Origin of the sequence: Micromonospora cremea, assembly GCF_900143515.1 — a bacterium.
In the GTDB taxonomy this organism is placed as follows: Bacteria; Actinomycetota; Actinomycetes; order Mycobacteriales; family Micromonosporaceae; genus Micromonospora; species Micromonospora cremea.
The window spans coordinates 2573980-2595706 of record NZ_FSQT01000001.1 but is presented as its reverse complement, the minus strand read 5'-3'; the positions used below and the strand labels follow the sequence as shown (position 1 = coordinate 2595706).

The following is a 21727-nucleotide window of genomic DNA, read 5'->3' as shown; positions in this document are numbered from 1 at the left end:
GTCCCGAAGGAGTAGCGAGATGCCCGACATCACCACCGCCACCCCGGACTTCGCACAGGCGTCCCGCGCGTTGACGTCGCTGGTGCAGAGGGTGACCGATGACCAGCTCACCTCTCCCACCCCGTGCGCGGGATGGGTCGTCGGTGACCTGCTCGATCATCTCGTCGGGCTCACGATCGCGTTCCGGATGGCCGCCGAGAAGGCTCCCGACGCTGCGCCGGGCGGGCCCGGCGATTCCACGATGGCCAACCTGGACCCTGGGTGGCGCACGGTCCTGCCCGCGCAGCTCGACCAACTGGCCGCCGCGTGGCGCGTACCGAGCGCCTGGACGGGTGAAGCCGCGGCCGGTGGCGTCGTGCTGCCGGCTGAGGTCATGGGCCTGTTCGCGCTGAACGAGGTGCTCGTTCACGGCTGGGATCTCGCCCGAGCGACCGGTCAGGCATACGACGTCGACCCGCGGACCCTCGAGTGGGTCCATGGTCTGGTGTCGCAACAAGCGAGCAGCCAGGGCACCCCGGGGCTGTTCGGGCCGTCGATCGCGGTGCCGGACGAGGCTGCGCTGCTCGACCGGGTCGTCGGGCTCACCGGCCGCGACCCGGCCTGGAGTGCAGCGGTGGCTTCCTAGCGCCTGGCAGTGGCCACGCGCTGGGGGAGGGGCGGGGCGGAGTCCGAGAGCGGGGCAAGACCCGGGATGCCGTACTGCTCGTCGAGGACCTGCATGGCGGCGCCCGCGGCGATCGCGTCCGCGCCGAGGCTCGACAGGCCCACGTCCGTGGTGAGCCAGTCCCTGCGCCGCGTGTCCGCCCGGACGGCCTGCTCGACCGCGGCGAGGTAGATGTCCGCGTGCCGCAGGAGATCCGCGCCCGCCAGTACCACGTGGGCGAGGTCGAGTGTCTGGAGCAGGTTGACCACGCCGATCGCCAGGACGTGGGCCGCGCGAGGGATGTCTCCCGCGTCGGCGGCCTGGTTGTGGACGATCTCCAGGCAGCCGTGGCGTCCGCAGACGCAGAGGGGCCCGTCCAGATCGACGACCGTGTGGCCGAACTCTCCGGCGTTGGTGTGTGCGCCGCGGTGTGCGCCGCCGCCGAGCCAGAAGCCGCCGCCGATGCCCGACTCGACCATGATGAGCGCGGCGTCGCCGAACGTTCCGCCATGGCGCCACGCCTCGGCCGTGATCCCCGCGGCGACGTCCTTGTCGAGATGCACCGGCAGGCCCAGGTACGCCTCGGCGAGCTCGCGCAGCGGTACCTCGTGCCAGTGCCGCAGACCGTGCGCGCCACGCACCAGGCCATGCTCGTGGTCCAGCGGGCCGATCATGCCGAGCCCCACGCCGGTCAGTCGGCCGCGGAGGTCGTTGCCGCTGGTGATGGCGTCGATGCCCGACTTCAGGGTGTGCAGAAGCTGCTCCGGGGTGAAGTCGCTGGGCAGCGGGCTGACCGCCGAGTGCTGCACGGTGCCGGCCAGGTCGACCAGGACCAGCCGCAGAGTGCGCCCGGCGACGTGGGCGCCGATGGCGTACCGGCTGTCGGGGACCAGTTCGTAGACCACCGCGGGCTTGCCGATGGACGCGCGGCGGACACCGGCGGACCGGATCAGGCCGTCGGCGACCAGGCGGGCGATGACCTTGGAGACAGCCTGCGGGGTCAGGCCGGTGGCGTTGACGACGGTGGACCGTTCGAACGTGCGCGCGGTACGTCCCACCGCCATGACGAGCGCCTGGTTGTAGCCGCGCAGGAACGTCACGTCGGCTGTGGTGCGAGTCATCTCACCACCATATTACGCAACGCTGTTGCTAAATTCTCTCCGTGCATGGATTGAGCAGAGGTCGACGCCTGGCTGCCGTCGTCGCCCTGGCCCTGGGTGGCGTCGCGGTCGGCCTGACCGAGTTCGTGGCGATGGGCCTGCTGCCCGAGATCGCGCGCGGCCTGCTTCCCGAGCAGTACGCCCACTCGTCGTCGGGCGCGGTGGCCCGGGCGGGCTGGATGATCACCGCCTACGCGCTCGGCGTGGTCGTCGGAGCGCCCCTGATCGCCGCCCTGAGCGCGCGCGTACCCCGCAAGAAGCTCGTCCTCGGGCTGCTCGTCCTCTTCGCCGTCGGCACGATCGCGTCCGCCACCGCCCCGACGTTCGGCCTGGTGCTGGTGGCCCGGTTCGTCGCGGCGCTGCCGCACGGTGCGTACTTCGGTGCCGCCGGCCTGCTCGCGGCGGCCCTGATGGGTCCGGGCAGGGAGGCACGCGGCTTCGCCACCGTGCTCAGCGGCCTGACCGCGGCCAACGTGGTGGGCGTACCGCTGATCACCCGGCTCGGGCAGGCGGCCGGCTGGCGCATCGCCTACCTGGTCATCGCCGGCGTCTTCCTGCTCACCCTGCTGGCGGTGCTGGCGGTCGTCCCGGAGGTCGCCGCGGCGGCGGACGGCTCGCCGGCCGCCGAGCTGAGGGCGCTGCGGACCTCGCAGGTCTGGCTGGTCGCGGCGACGGGGGCGGTCGGCTTCGCCGGATTCTTCGCGGTCGACTCCTACATCGCGCCGGTCACCACCGACGTCGCCGGCCTCTCGGCCGCGACCGTGCCGTGGGCGCTGGTGGCGGTCGGTCTCGGCATGACTGTCGGCAATGCCCTGGGAGGCTGGCTCGCGGACCGGGACCTGCGCCGAAGCATGATCATCGGCTTCGTCGCGATGATCGCGAGCATCGCCGTGTTCAGCCTCGTCGCGTCGACCCGCACCGGCCTGTTCGTGGGTGCGTTCCTGGTCGGCGCGACCAGCCTCTATCTGGGTCCGGTCCTGCAGGCGCGCCTGATCACCGTCGCCCCCGGAGCGCAGCTGATGGGTGCGGCGGTCAACCAGTCGGCCATGAACATCGCGAACAGTCTGGGCGCTGCGCTGGGCAGCGTCGCCATCGCCGCCGGGCTCGGTTATCTCGCACCCGCCCGGGTGGGCCTGGCCCTGGCGGTCCTCGGGCTGGTCCTGGCCGGTGTCAGCCTGTCAGCCGACCGACGCTCGCGCGAGGCGGAGCCGGTCGCCGTCGCGCACTGACCCACCCGGCGGGGACGTGGGCACGCGTCCGGATCAACGCGGCGCGAGACTGATCTCATGTCCTCGACGATGTTGGTGGTCGGCCCGAAGCTCGCCGTGGCGCTGATGGTCCTGACCCTCGTGGCGGCGGTCGTCGTGACCGTGGGGAAGCTGGGTCACGGTCGAGAGGTCATGGTCGCCGCCGTCCGTGCCGCGATCCAGCTGGGCGCCGTGTCGCTGCTGATCGCGGCCATCGTGTCGTCGCTCTGGGCCACGGCCGCGTTCGTCGTCCTGATGTGCGTGGTGGCGGCGGGCACCTCCGGCCGGCGCATCACCGGTGGCGGGCAGGGGTGGTGGGCCGGCGCGCCGATCGTCGCGGGCAGCATGCTGGTGGTGCTGGGATTGCTGCTGGCGAATCTGGTGCCGCCGCGTGGCATCGCGATCATTCCAGTGGCGGGGATCCTGATCGGCGGGGCGATGACCGCCACCTCGTTGGCCGGTCGCCGCGCGCTGGACGAGCTGACCAGCCGGCGCGGTGAGGTGGAGGCCGGCCTGGCCCTGGGCCTGCTGCCACGGGACGCCGTGCTGCTGGTGTGCCGTCCGGCGGCCGGACAGGCACTGGTCCCGGCACTGGACCAGACCCGGACGGTGGGCCTGGTGACCTTGCCGGGTGCGTTCGTCGGGGTGCTGCTCGGTGGGGCGAGCCCCCTCGCCGCCGGTGTGACGCAGCTGGTCGTGCTCGTCGGGCTCCTCGCCGTCGAGGCCGTCGCCGTCGTGCTCACCGTCGACCTGGTCGCCCGTGGCCTGCTCCAGCGCGCCGGATCGGGGCCGCAGCGAGCGGATCGCGCCTGGACCCGCGTCGCGCCGTGGTTGTCCCGACAACCGGCCAGCCGGGCGGAGCCCTGACCGCTCATCAAGCGGTCCCCATCTCCGGTCGGCCGTGGGGGACGGACGCCGGTCAGTGCTCCCGGTAAGTGGCCAGGTCGAAGTCGGCGTAGGCGCCGTCGCGGCCGAGGTCCTGCACCCACAGGCCGAGGAACGCTCCGGTGAAACCCCACGCAGCCGGCTCCCCGTCGATGATCAGCGCGGCGTGCTCGTCGGACAGGATGGTCGCGTCCAGGTCCACCGGAAGCTGGCGCCAACCGGCGCCAAGGTCGTACTCGAAGCGCACGACAGGCCCGTCGAACGTCGCCCGCAGGCCGACGCGGGCGACGTCGCAGGCGTCGACGGTCAGTTCGGGGTACGGGGTGCGCCGCCCGTTGTCGGAACTGAGCAGCTCCAGGACGACCCGCCCATCGTCGGCGCGGCTCAGGTAGAGGTGGTGCCAGTTGAGGGTGTTGTAGTAGGCGGTGATCCCGGCGAGCTGGCGGTGGTCGACCGGGTCGAACTCGACCACGGTCTCCAGCGAGCAGTGCGTCGCCCCGACGCGCCGCGCGACCAGACTGGGGCTCTGCCGGCCCACTGGCGACTGCCCGCCGTAGATCCGCAGGTGCGACGGGCGGGAGCGCAGGTCGAGCCAGTCCGCGCTGGCCGGGCGGCGCAACGTCGACCAGCAGCGGGCCAGCTCCGGGCCGTCGAAATGGTCGGTGGCGGGATCCGCCGGCCACGGGTGCGCCGGCAGGTCCGGTGCGGCGACCTCCTCCGCCGGCACCCCGCCGGGGATCTGAGGCCAGCCCCCCGACGGCCAGTCGACCCGCTGGATCGCGGTCTCCCGGCCGAGCACGCAGCTGCCCAGCGGCGAATAGGGGCGGCCGGCCAGGTGCGCCAGGTACCAGCCGCCGTCCGGAGTGCGAACCAGACTGCCGTGGCCGGCCTTCTGCAGGCGCAGGTCGGGTCGGCCGACGGAGGTGAGCAGCGAGCCGTCCGGGTCCACCTCGTAGGGCCCGAACAGCTCCCGTGACCGCGCCACGGTGACCTGGTGCTCCCAACTGGTGCCACCCTCGGCGGTGATCAGCCAGTACCAGCCGTCGTGGCGGTAGAGGTGCGGGCCCTCGGTCATCCCGACCGGGGTTCCGGTGAACAGCAGGCGGGGTCGGCCGACGAGAGCGCGCGCCACCCGGTCGTACTGCTGGATCTCGATGCCGGCGAAGCGGTCCCGGCCGGGTCGCCAGTCCGCGCTCATGCTCAACAGCCAGGTGGTGCCGTCGTCGTCGTGGAACAGCGCGGCATCGAAACCGCGCCCGTGCAGCTGTACCGGATCCGACCAGGGGCCGGCGATGTCAGGGGCGGTGACCAGGTAGTTCTGCGGATCCCAGTAGCCGCTGGCGAAGCTGGCGACATCGCTGTAGACGAGGTGGAACTCGCCGTCGTGGTAGGTCAGGTCGGGCGCCCACACCCCATTGGAATCCCCGCAGCCGCGAAGGTCGAGCAGGCGACGGTCGGTGATGATCCCGCCCAGTGCCCGCCAGTGCACGAGGTCGCGCGAATGGTGTACGCGCACCCCCGGGTACCACTCGAACGTCGAGGTGGCCAGGTAGTAGTCGTCGCCGACGCGCAGGATCGACGGGTCCGGGTGGAACCCGGCGAGGACAGGGTTGCGGATCGACCGGGCAGCGGTCGCCGCGGCAGCGGTGTCGGTCGACACGAGGGCTCCTCTGTGCGGCTTTTCGGAAACTTCCGGCTCTGCGGACCGGAAGTTGTGGAAGCCCTGACTACGCTAGCCGCTCTTTTCGCAATAAGACAGAGACCTTGACCAGTGTGGAAACAACTCGTAGCGTCCCGGCAATCGATTCGGTGAAGCACCGAAAGTTTCGGACATGCACCTTCGAACCGTCGAGCCGACCTGAGACTTCAGCCAGACGAAGGGCCGACCATGGGATCCGACAACCGCCGAACCGTCACCATCGCGGTGATCGCGCGGCTGGCCGGCGTCTCCGTACCCACGGTCTCCCGGGTCATCAACGGCCGCTCCGACGTCGCACCCCAGACCCGGGAACGGGTCGAGGAACTTCTCACCCTGCACGGTTACCGCCGCCGTTCGTCCGTCAGGGGGACCGATGCCGCCCTGATCGACCTGGTCTTCAACGACCTGGACAGCCCATGGGCAGTGGAGATCATCCGTGGGGTGGAGGACGTCGCGCTGAGCAGCGGCGTCGGCACCGTCGTCTCGGCCATCCACTGGCGCATCCTCTCGGCGAAGCAGTGGCTCGACAACATGCGCGCCCGCTTTACCGACGGGGTCATCTTCGTGACCTCGATGGTGAATCCGCCGCTCCAGGCCGAGCTGAGCCGGCTCCACCTCCCGGTGGTGATCGTCGACCCCGCCGGCATCGACCCGCAGGCGGCACCCACCATCGGCGCCACCAACTGGGCGGGCAGCCTGAGCGCCAGCCAGTACCTGCTCGGACTCGGCCACCGCCGCATCGGCTTCATCGCCGGTCCACCGCACCTGATGTGCAGCAGGGCCCGTCTGGACGGCTACCGCGCGGCGCTCGCCGCCGCCGGTATCGCTGTCGACGACACCCTGATCCGCCCCGGCAACTTCTACCACGAGGCCGGCTACACCGCCGGTACGCAACTGCTGTGCCTGCCCGACCCGCCGACCGCCATCTTCGCCGCCAGCGACCAGATGGCGCTCGGCGTCTACGAGGCGGTCCGCAAACGCGGCCTACGGGTGCCCGACGACATCAGCGTGGTCGGCTTCGACGACCTGCCGGAGGTCCAGTGGTGCTCGTCGCCGCTGACCAAGGTCCGCCAACCCCTGGCCAAGATGGGCATGCTGGCCGCGCGTACCGTGCTGCGGCTCGCCTGCGGCGAGACGATCGAAAGCCCGCGCGTCGAACTCGCCACCGACCTCATCGAACGCGACAGCGCCGCAGCACCCCGGCACCCCTGACGGGACGCCGGCCGAGGCTGCCGGATCCGCGTCGGTGGCCGGGCGCCAGGACCGCGACCGTGTCAGCCCTTCCGGAGAGCGTCGTCGACGCCGGTCTCGCGGCGGCCCAGATGGACCGGGTCCCGGCCCGAGAGCAGGTCCAGAGCCGCCTTCAGGCAGGCACCGTACTCGCGGGTCGAGCTGACCCGCCACGGTCGGCCGTACCGCTTCACGGTCTCGTCGCCCACGCCGCTGGCGTCGATGCCCAGGCGCCGGCACAGAGCCACGGCGCGGGGCAGGTGGAAGGACTGGGTCACCACGGTCGCACGCTTCACCCCGAAGATCCGCTCGGCTCGCGCGCACGAGTCGTACGTGTCGAAGCCGGCGTGGTCCAGCACCACCTGCTGCGCCGGCACGCCCCGGTCGACCAGCCAGCGCATCATCGCCCCGGGCTCGTCGTAGTCGGCGTTCATGTTGTCGCCGGACACCAGGATCGCCCGAACCTTGCCGGCGTCGAACAGCCGCCGCGCGATCTCCAACCGGGCGGCGAGGAACGGTGACGGCTCGCCGTCCGCGTCCACCTTGGTGCCCAGGACCAGGGCGACCGGCGCGTCCGGCACACGGGCCTCGCTGTAGATGTGGTCATCCGCGTCACCGCGAATCCACACCACGCTGGCCAGGGTGCCGCCGCCGCCCAGCAGCACCACACCAGCGACCAGCGCGAGCAGGCTACGACGGACGACCCGCCTGTGCTCGGCGTACCACCGTCGGACCGCACCGATTCGTCCCCGCATGCCGCGGGATTATTCCTGCTCCTCCGGCCCGCCGGTGCTGCGGGCACCACTCAGGGCAGGGCCTTGGCGAGGACGTCGCCGACGGCGGCGCGTACGGGGTCGGGGTCCGCCCAGCTCCAGTTGGGGTGGGCCCGGTTGGTGAGCAGGGCCAGGACGAGTCTGCGGTTCGGGTCGACCAGGAGTGAGGGCCCGGCGAAGCCGGTGTGGCCGAAGGTTTCGGGGGAGGCGAGCCTGCCCATGAACCAGGGTTGGTTGAGGACGACACCGAGGCCGTGGGCGGAGGTGCGGTTGGGGCGCTCGGGGTCGATGGCGGGTTTCCCGGCGTTGTGGTTGGTGAGCATCCGGCGAACGGTCGCGGCGGCGAGGATGCGCTTGCCCTGGTATGTGCCGCCGTTGAGGAGGAGTTGGCCGATGGCGGCCAGGTCGGTGGCGCTGGCGAAGATGCCGGCGTGACCGGCGATGCCGCCGAGGTGGTTGGCGACGTCGTCGTGGACAGTGCCGCGAAGCAGGCCGCGGGACGAGCGGGCGTCGGTGGCGACCAGGCGGGTGGTCCTGGCGTCGCTGGACAGCCAGGTGTTGGGGTTGAAGCCGGTGCTGCGCAGGCCGAGGGGGCCGGTGAGGTTGGTCGTGAGAGCCTGCTCGAGGCCCTGACCGGTGACCTTTTCCACGATCTTGCCGGCGACCATGAGCCCGACGCTGGAGTAGCGGAACGTCGTGCCGGGCACGGCGCCGGAGACCAGGGGGGTGGCGAGCACGGCGTTCCACCGGGCCGCGTTGTCCGCCAGACCGGTGACCTTGGCGCCGACGGGGAGGCCGCTGGTGTGGGTGAGCAGCATCTCGACGGTGACCTGGTCCTTGCCGGTGCCGGTGAAGGCGGGCAGGTAGTCGCGGACGGGGGCGGCGAGGTCGACGCGCCCCTTGTCGACCTGCTGCAGGAGCAGGATGGCGGTGTAGACCTTGGTGACCGAGGCGAGGTCGAAGATGGAGTCGCCGCGCATCGGAACGCGTTTGTCCGCTGCGAGGAGTTTCGGGCCCGCCGCGTAGCGGAGCGCCTCCCCGAGAGCGGTGTGCACCGTCGTCTTGCCGTTGACCAGGACGACGGCGACGGCACCGGGGAAGCCGCTGTGCTGGAAGGTCTGCGGCGTGGCGGGCAGGTGTCGCCGCAGCAGCGCGCTCACGTCCGCGGCATAGCGGGCCTGCCACGGCGAGGTGCCGCCGCCGGGGTTCACCGTGCCGTACCCGGGTTTCGTGGCCGGGCCGAACCCCGCCCTGTTGCCGGCGACGTCGGTCGCGGTCACCGCATCGTCGGCGGCGGTCCAACCCGGGGCCGCTGCGCCGGTGTCACGGCAGCCGGTGAGGGCGGAGGTCGCGGCGGCCAGGCCGGCGCCGAGCAGCGTGCGACGGGCAACGGGCATGCCCGTGATGGTGGCAGCCGGCCCGCCCGCACGCCACCCCGTCGGTCCGCTCGGGGCCCTGGAAGCGGCTGTAGAAGTCATTGGCAGCGCAGTTGCGCACCTCCTCGGAGGAGTCGACGCGGCCACCTCAACATGCCACCGAACGCGGACGCGACAACTATCCAGCCGACCATCAGGGCGATGACGCAGAAGAGCAAGAGAGCCGCGATGACGGTCACATTGAATGTCATACCAGCCACGGGCAACGTGCCAGCTCTCGCGCGCACTGGCCACCCGCCGCGCGGACGTATTGGTTGCTCCGGCGAATTACGGGCTTCGTCGAGGAATTGCGGCCCGCGATGGCTTTTCGGCAGACGTCGAGAGGTCGGCTCGGGTCACGGCCTGGTTTGCATGGTGAGATCGGCCGTCCACCTCTTGAGCGGCAGCGAGGGACTTCCGCCGATTCCGTACGGCCGCAGGGGACTGGGGAGTACTCGGGCGGAACGTATAGCACTCGGTCGGACTGCCGGTAAGACTCGGTGACCGACCTGTTGCAAATCGGGGGTTGACTCGATCGGGTTTCCGGGGCGTACTGGATAGGCGTTCCCGCGGCGCTGGCTGGCGCGGTCGGCCGATGGCAGCGGGCAGGCATTCCCACAGTGGGTGCCTGCTGTTGTTCGCGCCGACGCGCGGGAGCGTCGAGTGATGGGAGGACCCACATGAGGGATCGTCTGTCGGCGAGTTGAGCCGCCGCACCACGGAGGCGCTTTTGTGGCGCTGTCGGTGGTGAGTCCTGACCCTTTGTGGCTCGGCTTGGCCGTCTGCCCTGTGTCCATGCTGCTGTCCGAGGCCTGCTATGCGGGTTGCGGGCGATGCCTGCTGCCCTGGTGCCTGCCCCTGCGCGGGGTTTGGCGTGTCCGTTGACTCGACCACAGTGACTTTTCTTGGCCCCTGCACGCACGAGGGGTCCGCCCGGCCGGGCGTCACCTGGCAGGGTCGCGGCTGCCCGAAGGTATCGGAGCGGGCAGACGCGACCGGGGCGGATTCCACTTGGTTCCGCACCTCGAAGCTACAACCTCACCCTTGGAGAAGAATGTGACTACACACCACATCAATCCGGCCGAGACGGCGGCTGCTGTCCCGGTTCGTCTGCGCGCCTTGACGCCAGCCGCGGCGTCGCGCGGAGCGTTTGTGGACAGGCGGTGGGCCGTTGGCGACACCTGAGCATCGACCCCACCATCCGCCCGGTGAGGCGAGGCCGAGGCGACAGCGGCTCGAAGACATGGTCCAGGTGGCGATCATGCTGTTGATCGGCTGCGCGGCGGGCGCGGCGTCGTTCACGCATGTGCATGACGTCGCGGCGGCGCATGGCCAGCCGGGCTGGTTGGCCTGGGCCGACGCGGTCGTGCTGGAGTTGACGTCGATCGCCGCCGGTTTGGAGTTGCGCCGCCACCGGCGCCTAGGCACCAGCGTCGCCTTCCCCAGCACGGTGCTGACGTTGGCGGTGTTGCTGTCCCTGGCCGCGCAGGTGGTGGAGGCCGAGGCGTCGGTGATCGGCTGGATGGCCGCCGCGCTACCGGCGCTCGGATTCCTGGCGATGGTAAAGATCGCCCTCGGCCGTATGGACCCGACCCCTCACCGGACCGCCCGGCCCGATCGGACCGGGCCACGACCGACGCTTGTCGCTGACACGTTCGTCTCGGACACCAGCGAGACGGTCCGGGACCCCACTGCCGCGGTCCCCGCCGCTGCGGACCAGGGCCGGACGGTCCCGGACCGCCGGGACCACGAGGCAGCAATCGGCGACGACGGCCCGCAGGTGGCGGCGCTGGTCCCGGCCGCCCGGACCGCCGCCCGCGCCCTTACTGCCGCAGGGACACCGCTATCCCGCAAAGCCCTCGCCGGACAGCTGCGCCTGGACGGGCATCAGCTGTCAAACGCCACCGCCTGCGCGCTCGTGCGCGTCCTGCGCGCCGAGACCACTCCACCGGCTCCGACTGCGCCGGAACTGCCGCGAATGGAGGCCGCGTGACCGAACCACGAGCATCCTCTGTCAGACCGGACCGCCGCTGTCAGACCAGCTCTTTCGTCTGCCAGCGAGCCCGCGACCTGACAGAACCTGACAGAACTGTCACCGCGACGTCGCCCGCCGCCGGCTGTCCGGCCGCAGCAGCTCGGGCGCGCATCGAAAACCCATCCGCATTCCTGATCGAGGAGCATCACGCATCATGACCCCGCACAACGACCATCACCTGCGCCGCCAACGCCGTCACCGACCGGGCTCATTCGGACTCTCACGGCACCGTTACGCCGGACGCGGTGTGACTCGCCGTTGCGGTGTCGATGTCGGTCCCCGTTCTACTGTCCGTCTTGATCCTGACCCCCGAACTGACCCCCCGTACTCGCTCACAGCCCAGGTCAGGCTCCCTTTCAGGAGCGCGGGCCGGCTCCAGACACACCCTCATGTGTGGGGTGTCCCCCCAGGGGCCGGCCATGCGTAAACCGCTACCGGCTCCGGACCCGCTGCTGCGTCTACAGGCCAGCATCACCGCCCGCGACGACCGGCTCCTCGGCTGGCTCTACGACCACGGTGTGTTCACCACCGACCAGATCGGCGCCGCCCTGTTCCCGTCCCTGGACTTCGCCCAACGCCGGCTACGTCGCCTCACCGTCCTGAGGGCGACAGACCGGTTCCGACCCAACCGGGCCTACGGCGGCTCCTACCCGTACCACTACGTCCTGGACCAGCTCGGCTACGACCACGTCCACGCCCAACGCGGACTCGGACGACCACGCCGGGACCAGGCCCGCCGCCGAAAGCAGTCCCTGACCGCCCGGCCGGACCTGCCGCACCTGCTCGGCGGCAACCAGGTCTTCATCGACCTCGCCGCCCACGCCCGCACCCACCCCGACACGGCCCTGGACCGGTGGCAGCCGGCCTCGGCCTTCCACAAGCCCGGGGTGTTCTACCGCCGAGGCGGCAACCCGCAGATGATGGTCCACGGACCGACTGAACTGCCCCGCCCCGACGGCGCCGGGGTGTGGACCGAGCACGGACGGTCCGTGCCGTTCTTCCTCGAGTACGACACCGGCCGCGAACGCCTCGACGTCCTCACCGAGAAGATTGCCAAGTACGAACGGCTGGTCTGCCTCAGCAACTGGGCGTGGCCAGTGCTGTTCCATCTACCCTCCGCCCGCCGCGAAGCGAACCTGCACCACCGCCTCGCTGGCCTCGATTTGGACACGGTCATCGCCACTGCTACGACCGAACTGCGCCTCGCATTCGGCGCCAGCCCCGCCGAGCAGATCTGGCAACTGACCGGCGGCAGCGCCGACCGCCACCGCCTCATCGACCTGCCCTACAGCGACACCCACCACGACGATGAGTTTCCGGCCCACACCGCGCCCCGCGTCAATGAGCGGACAGCCTGATGGCCCAGGCCAGGTGGGGCGTCACGCGGCCGGCGAGGCTGACACGCCGCGTGACACCCGATCGCCCCGCCCGCCTGCATCGTTGGCGACATCAGCTCCACAGGCTCCGGACTCCACCACCGGCCCCCGGCCGGCCTGGTCGTCAACGGCAACCCCCTAGCCGTCAGCCGGGCCTCGGCTGCGGGTCACTGCCGAAGGTCAGCTCCACCGACCGGAGGAAGGGCGGGCGCCGGCACATCCGGAACCGGCCCAGAATGCGCCGAAGCGCCCGCCCCCCCGGTCGAGGGGACGGGCGCTTCGCTGTGCAGCGATTTGTCAGCCCACCACCGACCGCAGCGGCACCCTGGCGTCGCGCAGGGCGCGCACCAGATCACTCGCGAACGGGTGTTCGTCCACTTGGAGTCCCTGCGGGTTCGGGATCACCACGTACGCCGAACCGCCCTTTGCGGACGCCTGGGCGCCGGAGGTGAAGCGTTCGACGATGGCCCGGGTGCGCGGGAGGTCGCCCGCCGCCACCTCGATGGTGATCGGCCGCCACCCGCCACCCAGGTCCGCCGCCACCGGCGCGGCGGCGGCGCTGGCGCGCGCCGGGTCGATGCCCGGCGTGCGCCGGGCGTCCGGCGCGGTGGTCGCGCGCGCCGGGTAGAGCAGCGCGTTGGCCACCAGGTGCAGACCGTTCTCGTTGTACGCCCGAAAGAGCGGGTTGAACGCGAACAGCACCGCCCGGCCGGCGCCGGTCGGCTCGTCGACCAGTGCCGCCGTGCCCTTCAGCGCGTCGTCGCCGACGGTGTAGCCGTTGGCCCAGAAGGTGTCGCCCGCCGGGTAGCGGAGCACGTTGGTCCCGGTGGTGCTCGGGTTGAGGATCGGGTCGCTGTTGTTGAACTCGAAGTCCTCCGCCGGGCGGCCCAGCGCGACCGGGCTGTCGTGGTCGACGTCGACCCGCAGGTGCGAGCCGATCACCTGGTACCCGGCCGGTTTGGTCTTCTCGGTGGTGGAGGTGAGCCCGGCTGCCCGAGCCACCCGGGTGCCCTCGTTGCGCAGCCCGATGTAGGTGTGGCCCTGGGCGATCCAGTCGCGCAGGTTGGCCTGCCCGGCGGCGGTGAGGCCGCCGGTCGGGCTGCTGCCGTCCGGCACCAGCAGGACCGTGCGTCCGGTGAACGCCTCGGTGTTGTCGTTGATGTCGGCCGTGATCACCGGTGTGAGGTCGAGCCCCCACCGCTTGCCGAGCACGTACCGGGCCTCGCCGTGTGAGCCGGACGTGGTGGAGATACCGGTGCCCTGGAACAGCCCCACGTCCGGCAGGGCGAGTCGGGTCCCGCTGGCCCGTCCGCCCGGGGTGAGGGTCACCCCGAACGATTCGGCCAGCTCGTCGACCGTACGGCTCAGCCTGCTCGCCGGGAGGGCGACCGTGCTGGTCTCCAGGTTGCGCACGAGCGGCACGTCGCGACCGAGCAGGGTGAAGGTGAACTCCGCGGCTGCCGCGGAGTCCAGCGGGTACGTGTACGAGCCCCACGGCCACGCCAACCCGCTGCGGCCGCCGGAGATCGTGCGGACCAGCTGCGCCTTCGGCCGGACGTTGTCGCCGGTGTAGATGGTGGAGACACCCATCAGCAGCGGGTTGCTCCAGGAGGACACGTCGTAGAAGTAGGGGAAGGGGACGTACGGGTCCTCGCCCATGATCGCCTGGATCCAGTGCTTCTGCGGCTGGTCCATCGGGATCCAGTACGCGCCCTTGGGCACGGTCACGTTGGTGGCCGTCCGGCCGCCGAAGACCCGCGCGGTGGGTACCCGGGTCGGCTTCTGCACCTCGTACACCTCGACGTCCATCCGGCGCAGCCGCTCGACGAGCTGGCGGACGTCGGCGAGCTGCCGGTCGGGCAGCAGGAAGTACGAGCGGATCTTGATATCGGGCACCGGGAACTGGACCTCGTTGGTGGGCTGGACCACCTCGTTCGGCTCCAGCGTGCCCGCCCTGCCCTGGGCGAGCGCGTCGGTCCAGATGTCGAAGTAGTCGCTCAGCACCTCGTGCTTATTCGCGGCGGCCCAACCGAGCGTCGCCCACTGGGTGTTGAACTGCTGCTGGACCCGGTCGGCCACCGCCGAGGCGCTGCCCTTCTCGTACGTCATGCCGGCCGCGCCGAAGCCGGTGGTCGGCACGGTGTCGCCGTAGCCCATGAAGAACATGTCGTAGGTCGAGTAGTTGAAGTAGCACTCGGCGTCGTCGTCGTTTTCGCAGGCGCCGTTGTAGCCGAATCCGGCCTTGTTTGCCTCGCCGATCCGGTTGATCCAGTCGACTGCCTCGCCGGCGATCTCGTGGTGGATCGGGTCCGCGTTGGGCGGGAAGAAGTACTGGCGGCCAGTCATCTCGTGGGCGTCGATGAAGACCTGCGGCGGGTAGCGGCGCAGGAGTTCGAGCTTGCCGTCGGTCTCCTGCTGGGTGCGGGCGAACCAGTCCCGGTTCATGTCGAAGCCGAACTCGTTCTGCCGCCGGGTCGCGTCGCGGCCGTCCGGGTTCTGCGTCGGGACGATGATGGTGACCAGGTTGTCGTTGCGCTTCTCGACCGCGCAGGACAGGCCGGCGGCCAGCTCGTACAGCGTCTTGAGCGCCGCGTCGGTGCCGCTCTTCTCGCCGCCGTGCACGTTCGCGGTGACCCAGACGATGGCCGGGCTGTCGTTGGCGGTCCGGGCGGCCGTCCTCGCGCTGGTGCGGCGGGGATCGCGCAGGTCCCGCACGTCGTCGGCGATCTCGCGCAGCGCGGCGGGCCGGACGTTGCGCTCGTTGGACACCACCGCGTACGGCAGCGGCTGACCGAGCACGCTGGTGGCCATCACTCCGGTGACGACCCGGTCGGAGGCGCCGTCCACCGCTCCCAGGTAGGTCCGGACCTCGTCGTTGGTGACGACCCGCTCCTGACCCACCCCGAGCGGGAAGCCGAGCACGGTCTCCGGGGCGGGCACGGTGCTCAGACGTGCCGTCGGGTCGGTGCTGCAGGGGGCGGAGGATTGGGCGGCGCTCGCGGCGGATGTGCCGCTGAGCAGGGGAATCGTGCCGAGCAGGAGGGTGATCGCGGCGGCACTCGCCAGCCGCCTCGTGGGAGCCGTCCAGGACGGACGCATCGATGGGGCCATGTCTCGTGTTTCCCTTCTCGGGAAAAGCCTCGCAGTGGCCGGAGCCTATGAACCGCCGGTACCCGGGTCAAGGTCTGATCGACTTCGGTAACTGCGTGGGATGCCCGGCGGGGGATCGGCTGGCAGGATGAGGGTGTGCGGGTGGCCTCGCCCGGAAGGAGAAGACGGTGCCGACGTCTCAGGACACGATCACGCTCTCGGTCTATCCCGATCTTCCGTCTGCCGATGCCCGACGTTCTCTGGCGTCCTGGCTGCGATCCGAGGAGCGCCTTCGCGGACAGGTGACCACCGCGCCCGCCGGTCCGACGCCGGCCGAGCAGGGGTCGGCGGGGGTCCCGGACGTGCTGGTGGTGACTGTCGACAGCGGAGGCGCCGTCATGGTGCTGGTCCAGGCGATCGCCGGCTGGCTGGCCCACCGCCGCGAGGACGTGACGGTGCGGCTCGCCCGTCCCGACGGTTGGTCGGCCGAGCTGGACGTGCGCCAGGCCCGGGACATGGACCAGGTCACCGCGCTGATCGAGGCGGCGGTGCGCGCGGTGCAACCCGAGACGAGCGAGCCGTGAGACACCGAGACGCCGGGCGCTGATCCTCCGTCGAATGGCCTGCCGGCCCGCCGCCGGCCGAAGGATCGGTCGGCGACGGGCCGGGAAACTGCGGCGTGTGAGGTACGGCTACCAGGTCGTCAGCCCGGCGCCGATCGTCTTGGTCAACGTGGCGTTGTCGTCGTCGCCGTCCAGCGACCAGATCATCGCCCCGGCCAGGCCGGCCCGCCGGATGTAGAGCGTCTTCTGCAGCACGACCGCCGGGTCGTCGTACGTCCAGAAGGTCGTACCGTCGAACAGCCAGGCGTGCCCGGAGCGCAGGTCGCGGTGCACGGTGTAGCCGTTGCCGGCCAGGGTCTTGAGCTGCTTGTAGTCCTCGTACCCGGGCTCGAAGGTGGCCGGCGCGGGCCCGGTGGCCGGCTGGAAGAGGCCGTTGCCGCCGCCGGTGACGCCGGTCCAGCCGCGACCGTAGTACGGGATGCCCAGGACCAGCTTGTCGCGTGGCGCGCCGCGGGCGATCCAGCCGTCGATGGCCACCTCGGCGGAGAAGTCCGGGTTGTCCGGGGCGCCGGCCGGTACGCGCAGCGCGGACTGCTGGTTGGTGACCGCGTCCCAGCCGCCGTGGAAGTCGTACCCCTGCACGGTGGCGAAGTCCAGGTACTTGAAGATCTTGCGACCCTCGTAGCCGGCGTCCATGGTGGCGGGGTTGGCCGGCAGGAAGGCGGTCAGCGCGTAGTGCGCGCGGGTCGTGCGCCCGTACGCGTCTAGTTGCCGGCGGAACTCGGCGAGCAGCTTGGTGAAGTTCTCCCGGTCCTGCGGGCGGATGACGTTGCCCGGCTCACCGGCCCAGTTCGGCCACTCCCAGTCCAGGTCGATGCCGTCGAAGACGCCGGCGGCGGCACCCGGTCCGCCCGCGGCGCCGTCCCCGCCGGGCAGGTTGCCCTTGAGGTAGAGGTCGATGCAGGAGGCGACGAACGCCTTGCGGGAGGCGTCGGTGCGGGCGGCGTTCGAGAAGTACGTCGACCAGCTCCAGCCACCCAGGGAGATCAGCACCTTCAGGTCGCGGTGCTTGGCCTTCAGCTTGGCCAGTTGGCCGAAGTTCCCGTTGAGCGCCTGGCCCGGGGCGTCGGCGACGCCGTCGACGCTCTCCTCGGATGGGACCGGACGCTGGTAGTCGGCCCACGCGTCGCCCTCGCCCGGCCCGCCGTCCACATAGCAGCGTCCGTCCTCGCTGACGTTGCCGAAGGCGTAGTTGACGTGGGTGAGGCGGCTCGCCGCCCCGGAGGTGTCGAGCTTCTTGACCGGGAAGGCCCGGCCGTAGATGCCCCACTGGGTGAAGTAGCCGACCCGGTGGTAGCCGGCCCGACGGTCGGGCTTGTCACCCGCGCTCGCAGCGGTTGGCGGGGCAGCGGTGAGCAGCATGGTCGCCAGGGCGACGACGGCGGTCAGGCGGCGGTGGCGGAATGGTCGCATCGGCACTCCCACGAGGAATGGAGCGGAATTAGTAAAGAGTCTTGTCTGATTGATGAAGTTAAGCCGATCACGGTCAACGGTCAAGAGCCGTCCGGCCACATGGGGGATGGTGGAGCCGTTACCGGGTGGTAACGATGTTGTGTCATGGACTCAGCCCTGACTCTGATCGGCCTGCCCATCGCCCTCGGGATTATCATGCTCGGCCTGGGTCTCGGACTGACCATTGCGGACTTCCGGCGGGTGGCCCAGCATCCAAGGGCCGCCGTCATCGCCCTGGTGTGTCAGGTGCTGGTGCTGCCGGCACTCTGCTTCGGCCTGGTCGTCGCCTTCGACCTGGCACCGGAGCTGGCCGTCGGGATGATGCTGCTGGCCGCTTCCCCCGGCGGCACCACGGCCAACCTCTACAGCCACCTCTTCGGCGGACACGTGGCCCTGAACATCACCCTGACCGCCATCAACTCGGTGCTCGCCGTGTTCACCCTGCCGATCCTGGTCAACCTGTCGGCGGCGTACTTCCTGCCCGAGGGCAGGAGTATCGGCCTGCAGTTCGTCAAGGTGTTGCAGGTCTTCGCCATCGTGCTCGTACCGGTCGCGATCGGCATGCTGATCCGCGCCCGGGTGCCCCGGATCGCCGAACGCCTGAACCGCCCGGTCCGGATCCTGTCCGTCGTCGTGCTCGTCGCGGTGATCGCCGGCGCCGTGCTCGGCGAACGCGAGAACATCGCCGACTACTTCGTCTCGGTCGGCCTGGCCGTGCTCGCCTTCAACCTGCTGAGCCTCGCCATCGGGTACGGCGTACCCCGGATGGCTGGGGTCGACCGGAGCGCCGCCACCGCGGCCGGGTTCGAGATCGGCATCCACAACAGCACCCTGGCCATCACGATCGCGCTCAGCCCGGCGCTGCTCGACAGCACCCAGATGGCGATCCCCGGGGCGGTCTACGGCATCGTCATGTTCTTCACCGCGGCAGCCTTCGGCTACCTGGTGACCCGCGTCGGCGCCCCGGCCGCCACCACCGTGCAGCCCTGACCGTGGTGTCGCTGGCCCGGCCGCCGGTGCCGCCGGCCGGGCCGCGTTGGTCAGCCGACCTGGTTGTTGTCCTTGAGCGCGCCCCAGCCGTGCCAGCGGTCGATCTCGATCAGGGCGCTGACCCGAGCGCGCTCCCGCCGTGGGTACGTACTTCCCGTGTAGTGCTCGGACAACCGGTCGATGTCCGCGAGGCCCTCGTCCGCGCGCAGTTCGGCGACGTGCCCGATGATGCTGACGTGCGTGTACCAGCCGGCCTCATCCAGCACGGTGAGCGAGACCCGGGGGTCGTTTCGGACGTGGTCCAGCCGGCGGCGGCTCTCGTCCATGTTCACCAGGATCCGGCCGTCCGCCCACAGGTACCAGGTGGCCGCGGACACCGGCTGACCACCGTTGCGAAGCGTGGTCATGACGGCCGGGTTCGGCTTCTGAAGCATGGCGACCGCGGCCTCGGGAAGCGGTGGCTTGGACATGAAGTCTCCTCTTCGCGTCAGGGGGTTACCCCTGCACGTTACGCACCTGCCGGTCCGCTCCTGTTCGAATGGGGGGCATAGCACGCTGAGGTCGTCGGCGATTGTCGATGTACATCGCGGGGAGCTGCGCGCGACGGGGGACCGGGTAGTCGCACGGTGACCGCGAGGAACCGGTGGTACGTCGTCCCGCCACGCAGGTCCGTCAGCACTCCCGGCAGCTCGCCGGTGGTGCTGAGATCGAAGGCCCGGCGCGCGAGCGTGGCCATCCGCTCCCGGTACGGCAGGACGTCCAGTTCGTCGAGCAGGCGCTGCGTTGATCTCTGCACGGCGCTCATTGTGACCGGCGCAGGGTCGCCCTGCCGACCCGTTTCCGACGGGTGCCGGCTGCAACATGATCGGCAAACTCAAATATTGCTCAACTTGTACGCGCGCCCCGCCGCCGCGAGTTGCTACCGGCCTACGGTCAAGGTCACTTCGACCGGGACCCGCGACACCCCCTGTCGCACGACTTGGGAGCATCATGGCACCTACTCCGCCCACGGATGCTGAGCTGAACGTTCTGATCCGTGCCCGGCTCGCCGCCCTCGGCATCGACCTCGACCAACTTCCGCCAGGGACCAGCCCCGACCCGGAGACCGGCTCGCCCGGACGGGACTCCGTTCTCGCCTCGCTGCGCTCCTTCATGCGGGGCACCGTGGCGACGCTCGCCGCCTACCAGTTGCCCGCTCCCGATGGCACCGATCCGGACACCGCGAAGGCGCTGTCGCAGCAGCACGTGCCGGTCCTCTACCCCTCGAACAGCACTGAATGGCGGAAGGCATGACGTCCGAACCACTCGACCGTACGGTCGACCGCCGCGCGTTTCTGGCCCGCGCCGCCGCTCTGGCCACCGTCTCAGCCGTGGGCGTCAACGTCGGACTGCCCTCGGTTGCGCTGGCGAGTAGCGGCCTGTCCACCAACGCCAAGCCGGGAGCGGGGGGACGGCCGCTGGACCAGCCGAATGCCTACACCAAGCCCCGGCCGGAGGCGCTCGCCGATCCGTCCGAGCTCACCGTCGCCGAGGCAGCCTGGCTCATCCGCGCCGGCAAACTCACCCCCGAGCACCTGGTCGAGGCGTACCTGGATCGCATCTCCCGGTACGACGGCAGCTACCAGGCGTTCAACCGGGTGCTCGCCGATGCGGCCATTGCGGCCGCGAGAGATGCCGGACGCAGGCCCCGACACGGTGCGCTGCACGGCATCCCACTGGCCATCAAGGACAATTACTACACGGAAGGGGTCCCCACCACCGCGAACTCGTTCCTGTTCGAGGACTTCGTGCCTCCGTACGACGCGACTGCGGTGGCCCGGTTGAAGGCAAGCGGCGCGATCGTGCTCGGCAAGACTCAGATGGGCCCGCTGGCGACCACCCGTGCCACCACGCCGGCTGGTGTGATCACCACGGTGAACGCCTGGACGCCGACCGACCGCGGCGTCGACCCGGGCGGGTCGTCCACCGGCACCGCCACCGCGGTTGCCGGCCGGATGGCCACCTCGGGCATCGGCACGCAGACCGGCGGCTCGATCACCGCCCCGTCCAACGCGCAGAACCTCACCGGCCTCAAGCCGACCATGGGTCGGGTCTCGGCGGCCGGCATCATTCCGCTCACGTACAGCCGCGACCATCCGGGCCCGTTGGCGCGCGATGCCAAGGACGCTGCGATCATGCTGACCGCGATGGCAGGCGAGGATCCCATGGACCCGCGCAGCCAGGGCCTGCCCCACGTACCCAACCTGATCGACGCGGCGAGCCCGGTCTATCAGGGACGCCGCGTCAAGCTTCGCTGGAAAACCCGGATCGGCGTGCTGCCGGGCTTCGCCAACGGCACCTCGCCCGGTGCGCTGGCCCGTACGGCGTACCTGGCACAGCTCGCCGCGATCCCGGGCGTCACCCTGGTGGACGTGCAGCTGCCCGCCGAGTGGAGTCAGCTGACCGGCAGCACCTTCAACAACATCCGGTTGCCCGAGCGAGCCGAGCCGTTCATGCCGTACCTGCGCACAGACCTGCGCGGCTTCGGTGTGTCGGTGACCAGTTGGCTGCAAGGAGCGCTGATGGGTGGCAACGAGTTCATCACCGGTCAGCGGGCCAAGCTGCTGCTGATGGACCGGGTTCTCAACGACCTCTTCGACGGCTGCGACGTCGTGGTGCAGACCGACCCGGTGCCCTTCGACATCCTGGGCCTGCCGGAGATCGCCTTCCCGATCGGGTTCACCACCGCGGGGCTACCGGTCGGCACCATCCTGGGTGGCCTCCCGTACGCCGAGGACCGGCTGTTGTCGGTGGTGGCCGCCTACCAGGCGGTGACGGACTGGCATCTGCGGCGGCCGGCCGACCCGCCCACCGCCGCCGCGCGGGGCGCAGCTCCCGCCGAAGCGCTCCGCCTGACGGCCGAGGAGGTCGCCGAGCTCAGCCAGTGACGTGCAAAGGGCGGGCATTCAATGCCCGCCCTTTGTGGCCACGCCAACGCCAAGGGCTGTCCATTACATCCTTGGTGGAATTGTCGTTCCTAAACAAAATTGGTCCTGGTCCGATCCGGCACAGTGGTGAGTCTCAAGATTTCCTCAACTGCCATCCTGAGCATTCCGGACCTCGATCGAAA

17 protein-coding genes are annotated in these 21727 nt (G+C 70.5%); 10 read left to right on the top strand and 7 right to left on the bottom strand.

The window, feature by feature from the left end; genetic code table 11:
- Positions 1–19: 19 nt before the first annotated feature.
- Positions 20–625, top strand: a complete 606-nt coding sequence (locus tag BUS84_RS11890) for a TIGR03086 family metal-binding protein (protein ID WP_074311374.1) — start codon at positions 20–22, stop codon at positions 623–625.
- Here the strand turns inward: BUS84_RS11890 and BUS84_RS11885 are convergent.
- A complete protein-coding gene (locus BUS84_RS11885; RefSeq protein ID WP_074311372.1) occupies positions 622–1764 on the bottom strand; it encodes an ROK family transcriptional regulator in 1143 nt (380 codons plus the stop codon). The genes BUS84_RS11890 and BUS84_RS11885 overlap by 4 nt on opposite strands.
- A gap of 41 nt (positions 1765–1805) precedes the next feature.
- Here BUS84_RS11885 and BUS84_RS11880 point away from each other — a divergent pair, with 41 nt between their 5' ends.
- Together BUS84_RS11880 and BUS84_RS11875 are read left to right on the top strand one after the other, a co-directional pair.
- On the top strand, positions 1806–3032 hold the full coding sequence (locus tag BUS84_RS11880; RefSeq protein WP_074311370.1) for an MFS transporter: 1227 nt from the start codon (positions 1806–1808) through the stop codon (positions 3030–3032).
- A gap of 57 nt (positions 3033–3089) precedes the next feature.
- Positions 3090–3917 carry an ABC transporter permease gene (locus tag BUS84_RS11875; RefSeq protein ID WP_084757356.1) on the top strand — a complete coding sequence of 276 codons (828 nt, stop codon included), beginning with the start codon at positions 3090–3092 and terminating at the stop codon, positions 3915–3917.
- A 52-nt stretch (positions 3918–3969) separates the two neighbouring features.
- On the opposite strand, the gene BUS84_RS11870 is transcribed toward BUS84_RS11875, so the two are convergent.
- Positions 3970–5595 carry a glycoside hydrolase family 43 protein gene (locus BUS84_RS11870; RefSeq protein ID WP_074311366.1) on the bottom strand — a complete coding sequence of 542 codons (1626 nt, stop codon included), beginning with the start codon at positions 5593–5595 and terminating at the stop codon, positions 3970–3972.
- A 228-nt stretch (positions 5596–5823) separates the two neighbouring features.
- On the opposite strand from BUS84_RS11870, the gene BUS84_RS11865 reads away from it, so the two are divergent.
- Positions 5824–6846 carry a LacI family DNA-binding transcriptional regulator gene (locus BUS84_RS11865; protein ID WP_074311364.1) on the top strand — a complete coding sequence of 341 codons (1023 nt, stop codon included), beginning with the start codon at positions 5824–5826 and terminating at the stop codon, positions 6844–6846.
- Between the two features lie 62 nt (positions 6847–6908).
- Here BUS84_RS11865 and BUS84_RS11860 read toward each other — a convergent pair whose 3' ends face one another.
- Together BUS84_RS11860 and BUS84_RS11855 are read right to left on the bottom strand one after the other, a co-directional pair.
- The gene (locus BUS84_RS11860; RefSeq protein WP_074311362.1) at positions 6909–7619 is read right to left on the bottom strand and encodes a SanA/YdcF family protein; all 711 of its coding nucleotides are present in this window, start codon (positions 7617–7619) and stop codon (positions 6909–6911) included.
- Between the two features lie 50 nt (positions 7620–7669).
- The gene (locus BUS84_RS11855) at positions 7670–9034 is read right to left on the bottom strand and encodes a serine hydrolase domain-containing protein (protein ID WP_074311360.1); all 1365 of its coding nucleotides are present in this window, start codon (positions 9032–9034) and stop codon (positions 7670–7672) included.
- Between the two features lie 1279 nt (positions 9035–10313).
- Between BUS84_RS11855 and BUS84_RS11850 the strand changes: the two genes are divergently transcribed.
- A complete protein-coding gene (locus tag BUS84_RS11850) occupies positions 10314–11045 on the top strand; it encodes a DUF2637 domain-containing protein (RefSeq protein WP_084757462.1) in 732 nt (243 codons plus the stop codon).
- A gap of 461 nt (positions 11046–11506) precedes the next feature.
- On the top strand, positions 11507–12445 hold the full coding sequence (locus tag BUS84_RS11845) for a replication-relaxation family protein (protein WP_074311356.1): 939 nt from the start codon (positions 11507–11509) through the stop codon (positions 12443–12445).
- Positions 12446–12760: 315 nt separating this feature from the next.
- Here BUS84_RS11845 and BUS84_RS11840 read toward each other — a convergent pair whose 3' ends face one another.
- On the bottom strand, positions 12761–15562 hold the full coding sequence (locus tag BUS84_RS11840) for a M14 family zinc carboxypeptidase (protein ID WP_244298482.1): 2802 nt from the start codon (positions 15560–15562) through the stop codon (positions 12761–12763).
- A gap of 179 nt (positions 15563–15741) precedes the next feature.
- Here BUS84_RS11840 and BUS84_RS11835 point away from each other — a divergent pair, with 179 nt between their 5' ends.
- Entirely contained in the window at positions 15742–16137 is a 396-nt protein-coding gene (locus tag BUS84_RS11835; protein ID WP_143728338.1) for an effector-associated constant component EACC1, read from the top strand.
- Between the two features lie 108 nt (positions 16138–16245).
- Here BUS84_RS11835 and BUS84_RS11830 read toward each other — a convergent pair whose 3' ends face one another.
- Positions 16246–17589, bottom strand: coding sequence for a glycoside hydrolase family 18 protein (locus BUS84_RS11830; protein WP_074311350.1), 1344 nt, complete (start codon positions 17587–17589; stop codon positions 16246–16248).
- 144 nt (positions 17590–17733) lie between these two features.
- Between BUS84_RS11830 and BUS84_RS11825 the strand changes: the two genes are divergently transcribed.
- Positions 17734–18618 (top strand): bile acid:sodium symporter family protein, encoded by an 885-nt coding sequence (locus BUS84_RS11825; protein ID WP_074311348.1) that lies wholly within the window; start codon positions 17734–17736, stop codon positions 18616–18618.
- Positions 18619–18668: 50 nt separating this feature from the next.
- On the opposite strand, the gene BUS84_RS11820 is transcribed toward BUS84_RS11825, so the two are convergent.
- Complete coding sequence (locus BUS84_RS11820; protein WP_074311345.1) at positions 18669–19088, bottom strand: PPOX class F420-dependent oxidoreductase; 420 nt, start codon at positions 19086–19088, stop codon at positions 18669–18671.
- A 520-nt stretch (positions 19089–19608) separates the two neighbouring features.
- On the opposite strand from BUS84_RS11820, the gene BUS84_RS11815 reads away from it, so the two are divergent.
- Together BUS84_RS11815 and BUS84_RS11810 are read left to right on the top strand one after the other, a co-directional pair.
- Entirely contained in the window at positions 19609–19911 is a 303-nt protein-coding gene (locus tag BUS84_RS11815; RefSeq protein WP_074311343.1) for a hypothetical protein, read from the top strand.
- Positions 19908–21545, top strand: a complete 1638-nt coding sequence (locus BUS84_RS11810) for an amidase (protein WP_208869583.1) — start codon at positions 19908–19910, stop codon at positions 21543–21545. The genes BUS84_RS11815 and BUS84_RS11810 overlap by 4 nt, the downstream gene beginning before the upstream one ends.
- The last annotated feature ends 182 nt before the right edge of the window (positions 21546–21727 follow it).

Excerpts from the sequence above, each read along its gene's own strand:
- BUS84_RS11810 (WP_208869583.1), top strand. The coding sequence starts at position 19,908 with ATGACGTCCGAACCACTCGACCGTACGGTCGACCGCCGCGCGTTTCTG.
- BUS84_RS11825 (WP_074311348.1), top strand. The coding sequence starts at position 17,734 with ATGGACTCAGCCCTGACTCTGATCGGCCTGCCCATCGCCCTCGGGATT.
- BUS84_RS11865 (WP_074311364.1), top strand. The coding sequence starts at position 5,824 with ATGGGATCCGACAACCGCCGAACCGTCACCATCGCGGTGATCGCGCGG.
- BUS84_RS11885 (WP_074311372.1), bottom strand. The coding sequence starts at position 1,764 with ATGACTCGCACCACAGCCGACGTGACGTTCCTGCGCGGCTACAACCAG.
- BUS84_RS11840 (WP_244298482.1), bottom strand. The coding sequence starts at position 15,562 with ATGCGTCCGTCCTGGACGGCTCCCACGAGGCGGCTGGCGAGTGCCGCC.
- BUS84_RS11855 (WP_074311360.1), bottom strand. The coding sequence starts at position 9,034 with ATGCCCGTTGCCCGTCGCACGCTGCTCGGCGCCGGCCTGGCCGCCGCG.
- BUS84_RS11820 (WP_074311345.1), bottom strand. The coding sequence starts at position 19,088 with ATGTCCAAGCCACCGCTTCCCGAGGCCGCGGTCGCCATGCTTCAGAAG.
- BUS84_RS11850 (WP_084757462.1), top strand. The coding sequence starts at position 10,314 with ATGCTGTTGATCGGCTGCGCGGCGGGCGCGGCGTCGTTCACGCATGTG.
- BUS84_RS11860 (WP_074311362.1), bottom strand. The coding sequence starts at position 7,619 with ATGCGGGGACGAATCGGTGCGGTCCGACGGTGGTACGCCGAGCACAGG.
- BUS84_RS11875 (WP_084757356.1), top strand. The coding sequence starts at position 3,090 with ATGTCCTCGACGATGTTGGTGGTCGGCCCGAAGCTCGCCGTGGCGCTG.
- BUS84_RS11815 (WP_074311343.1), top strand. The coding sequence starts at position 19,609 with ATGGCACCTACTCCGCCCACGGATGCTGAGCTGAACGTTCTGATCCGT.
- BUS84_RS11830 (WP_074311350.1), bottom strand. The coding sequence starts at position 17,589 with ATGCGACCATTCCGCCACCGCCGCCTGACCGCCGTCGTCGCCCTGGCG.
- BUS84_RS11845 (WP_074311356.1), top strand. The coding sequence starts at position 11,507 with ATGCGTAAACCGCTACCGGCTCCGGACCCGCTGCTGCGTCTACAGGCC.
- BUS84_RS11890 (WP_074311374.1), top strand. The coding sequence starts at position 20 with ATGCCCGACATCACCACCGCCACCCCGGACTTCGCACAGGCGTCCCGC.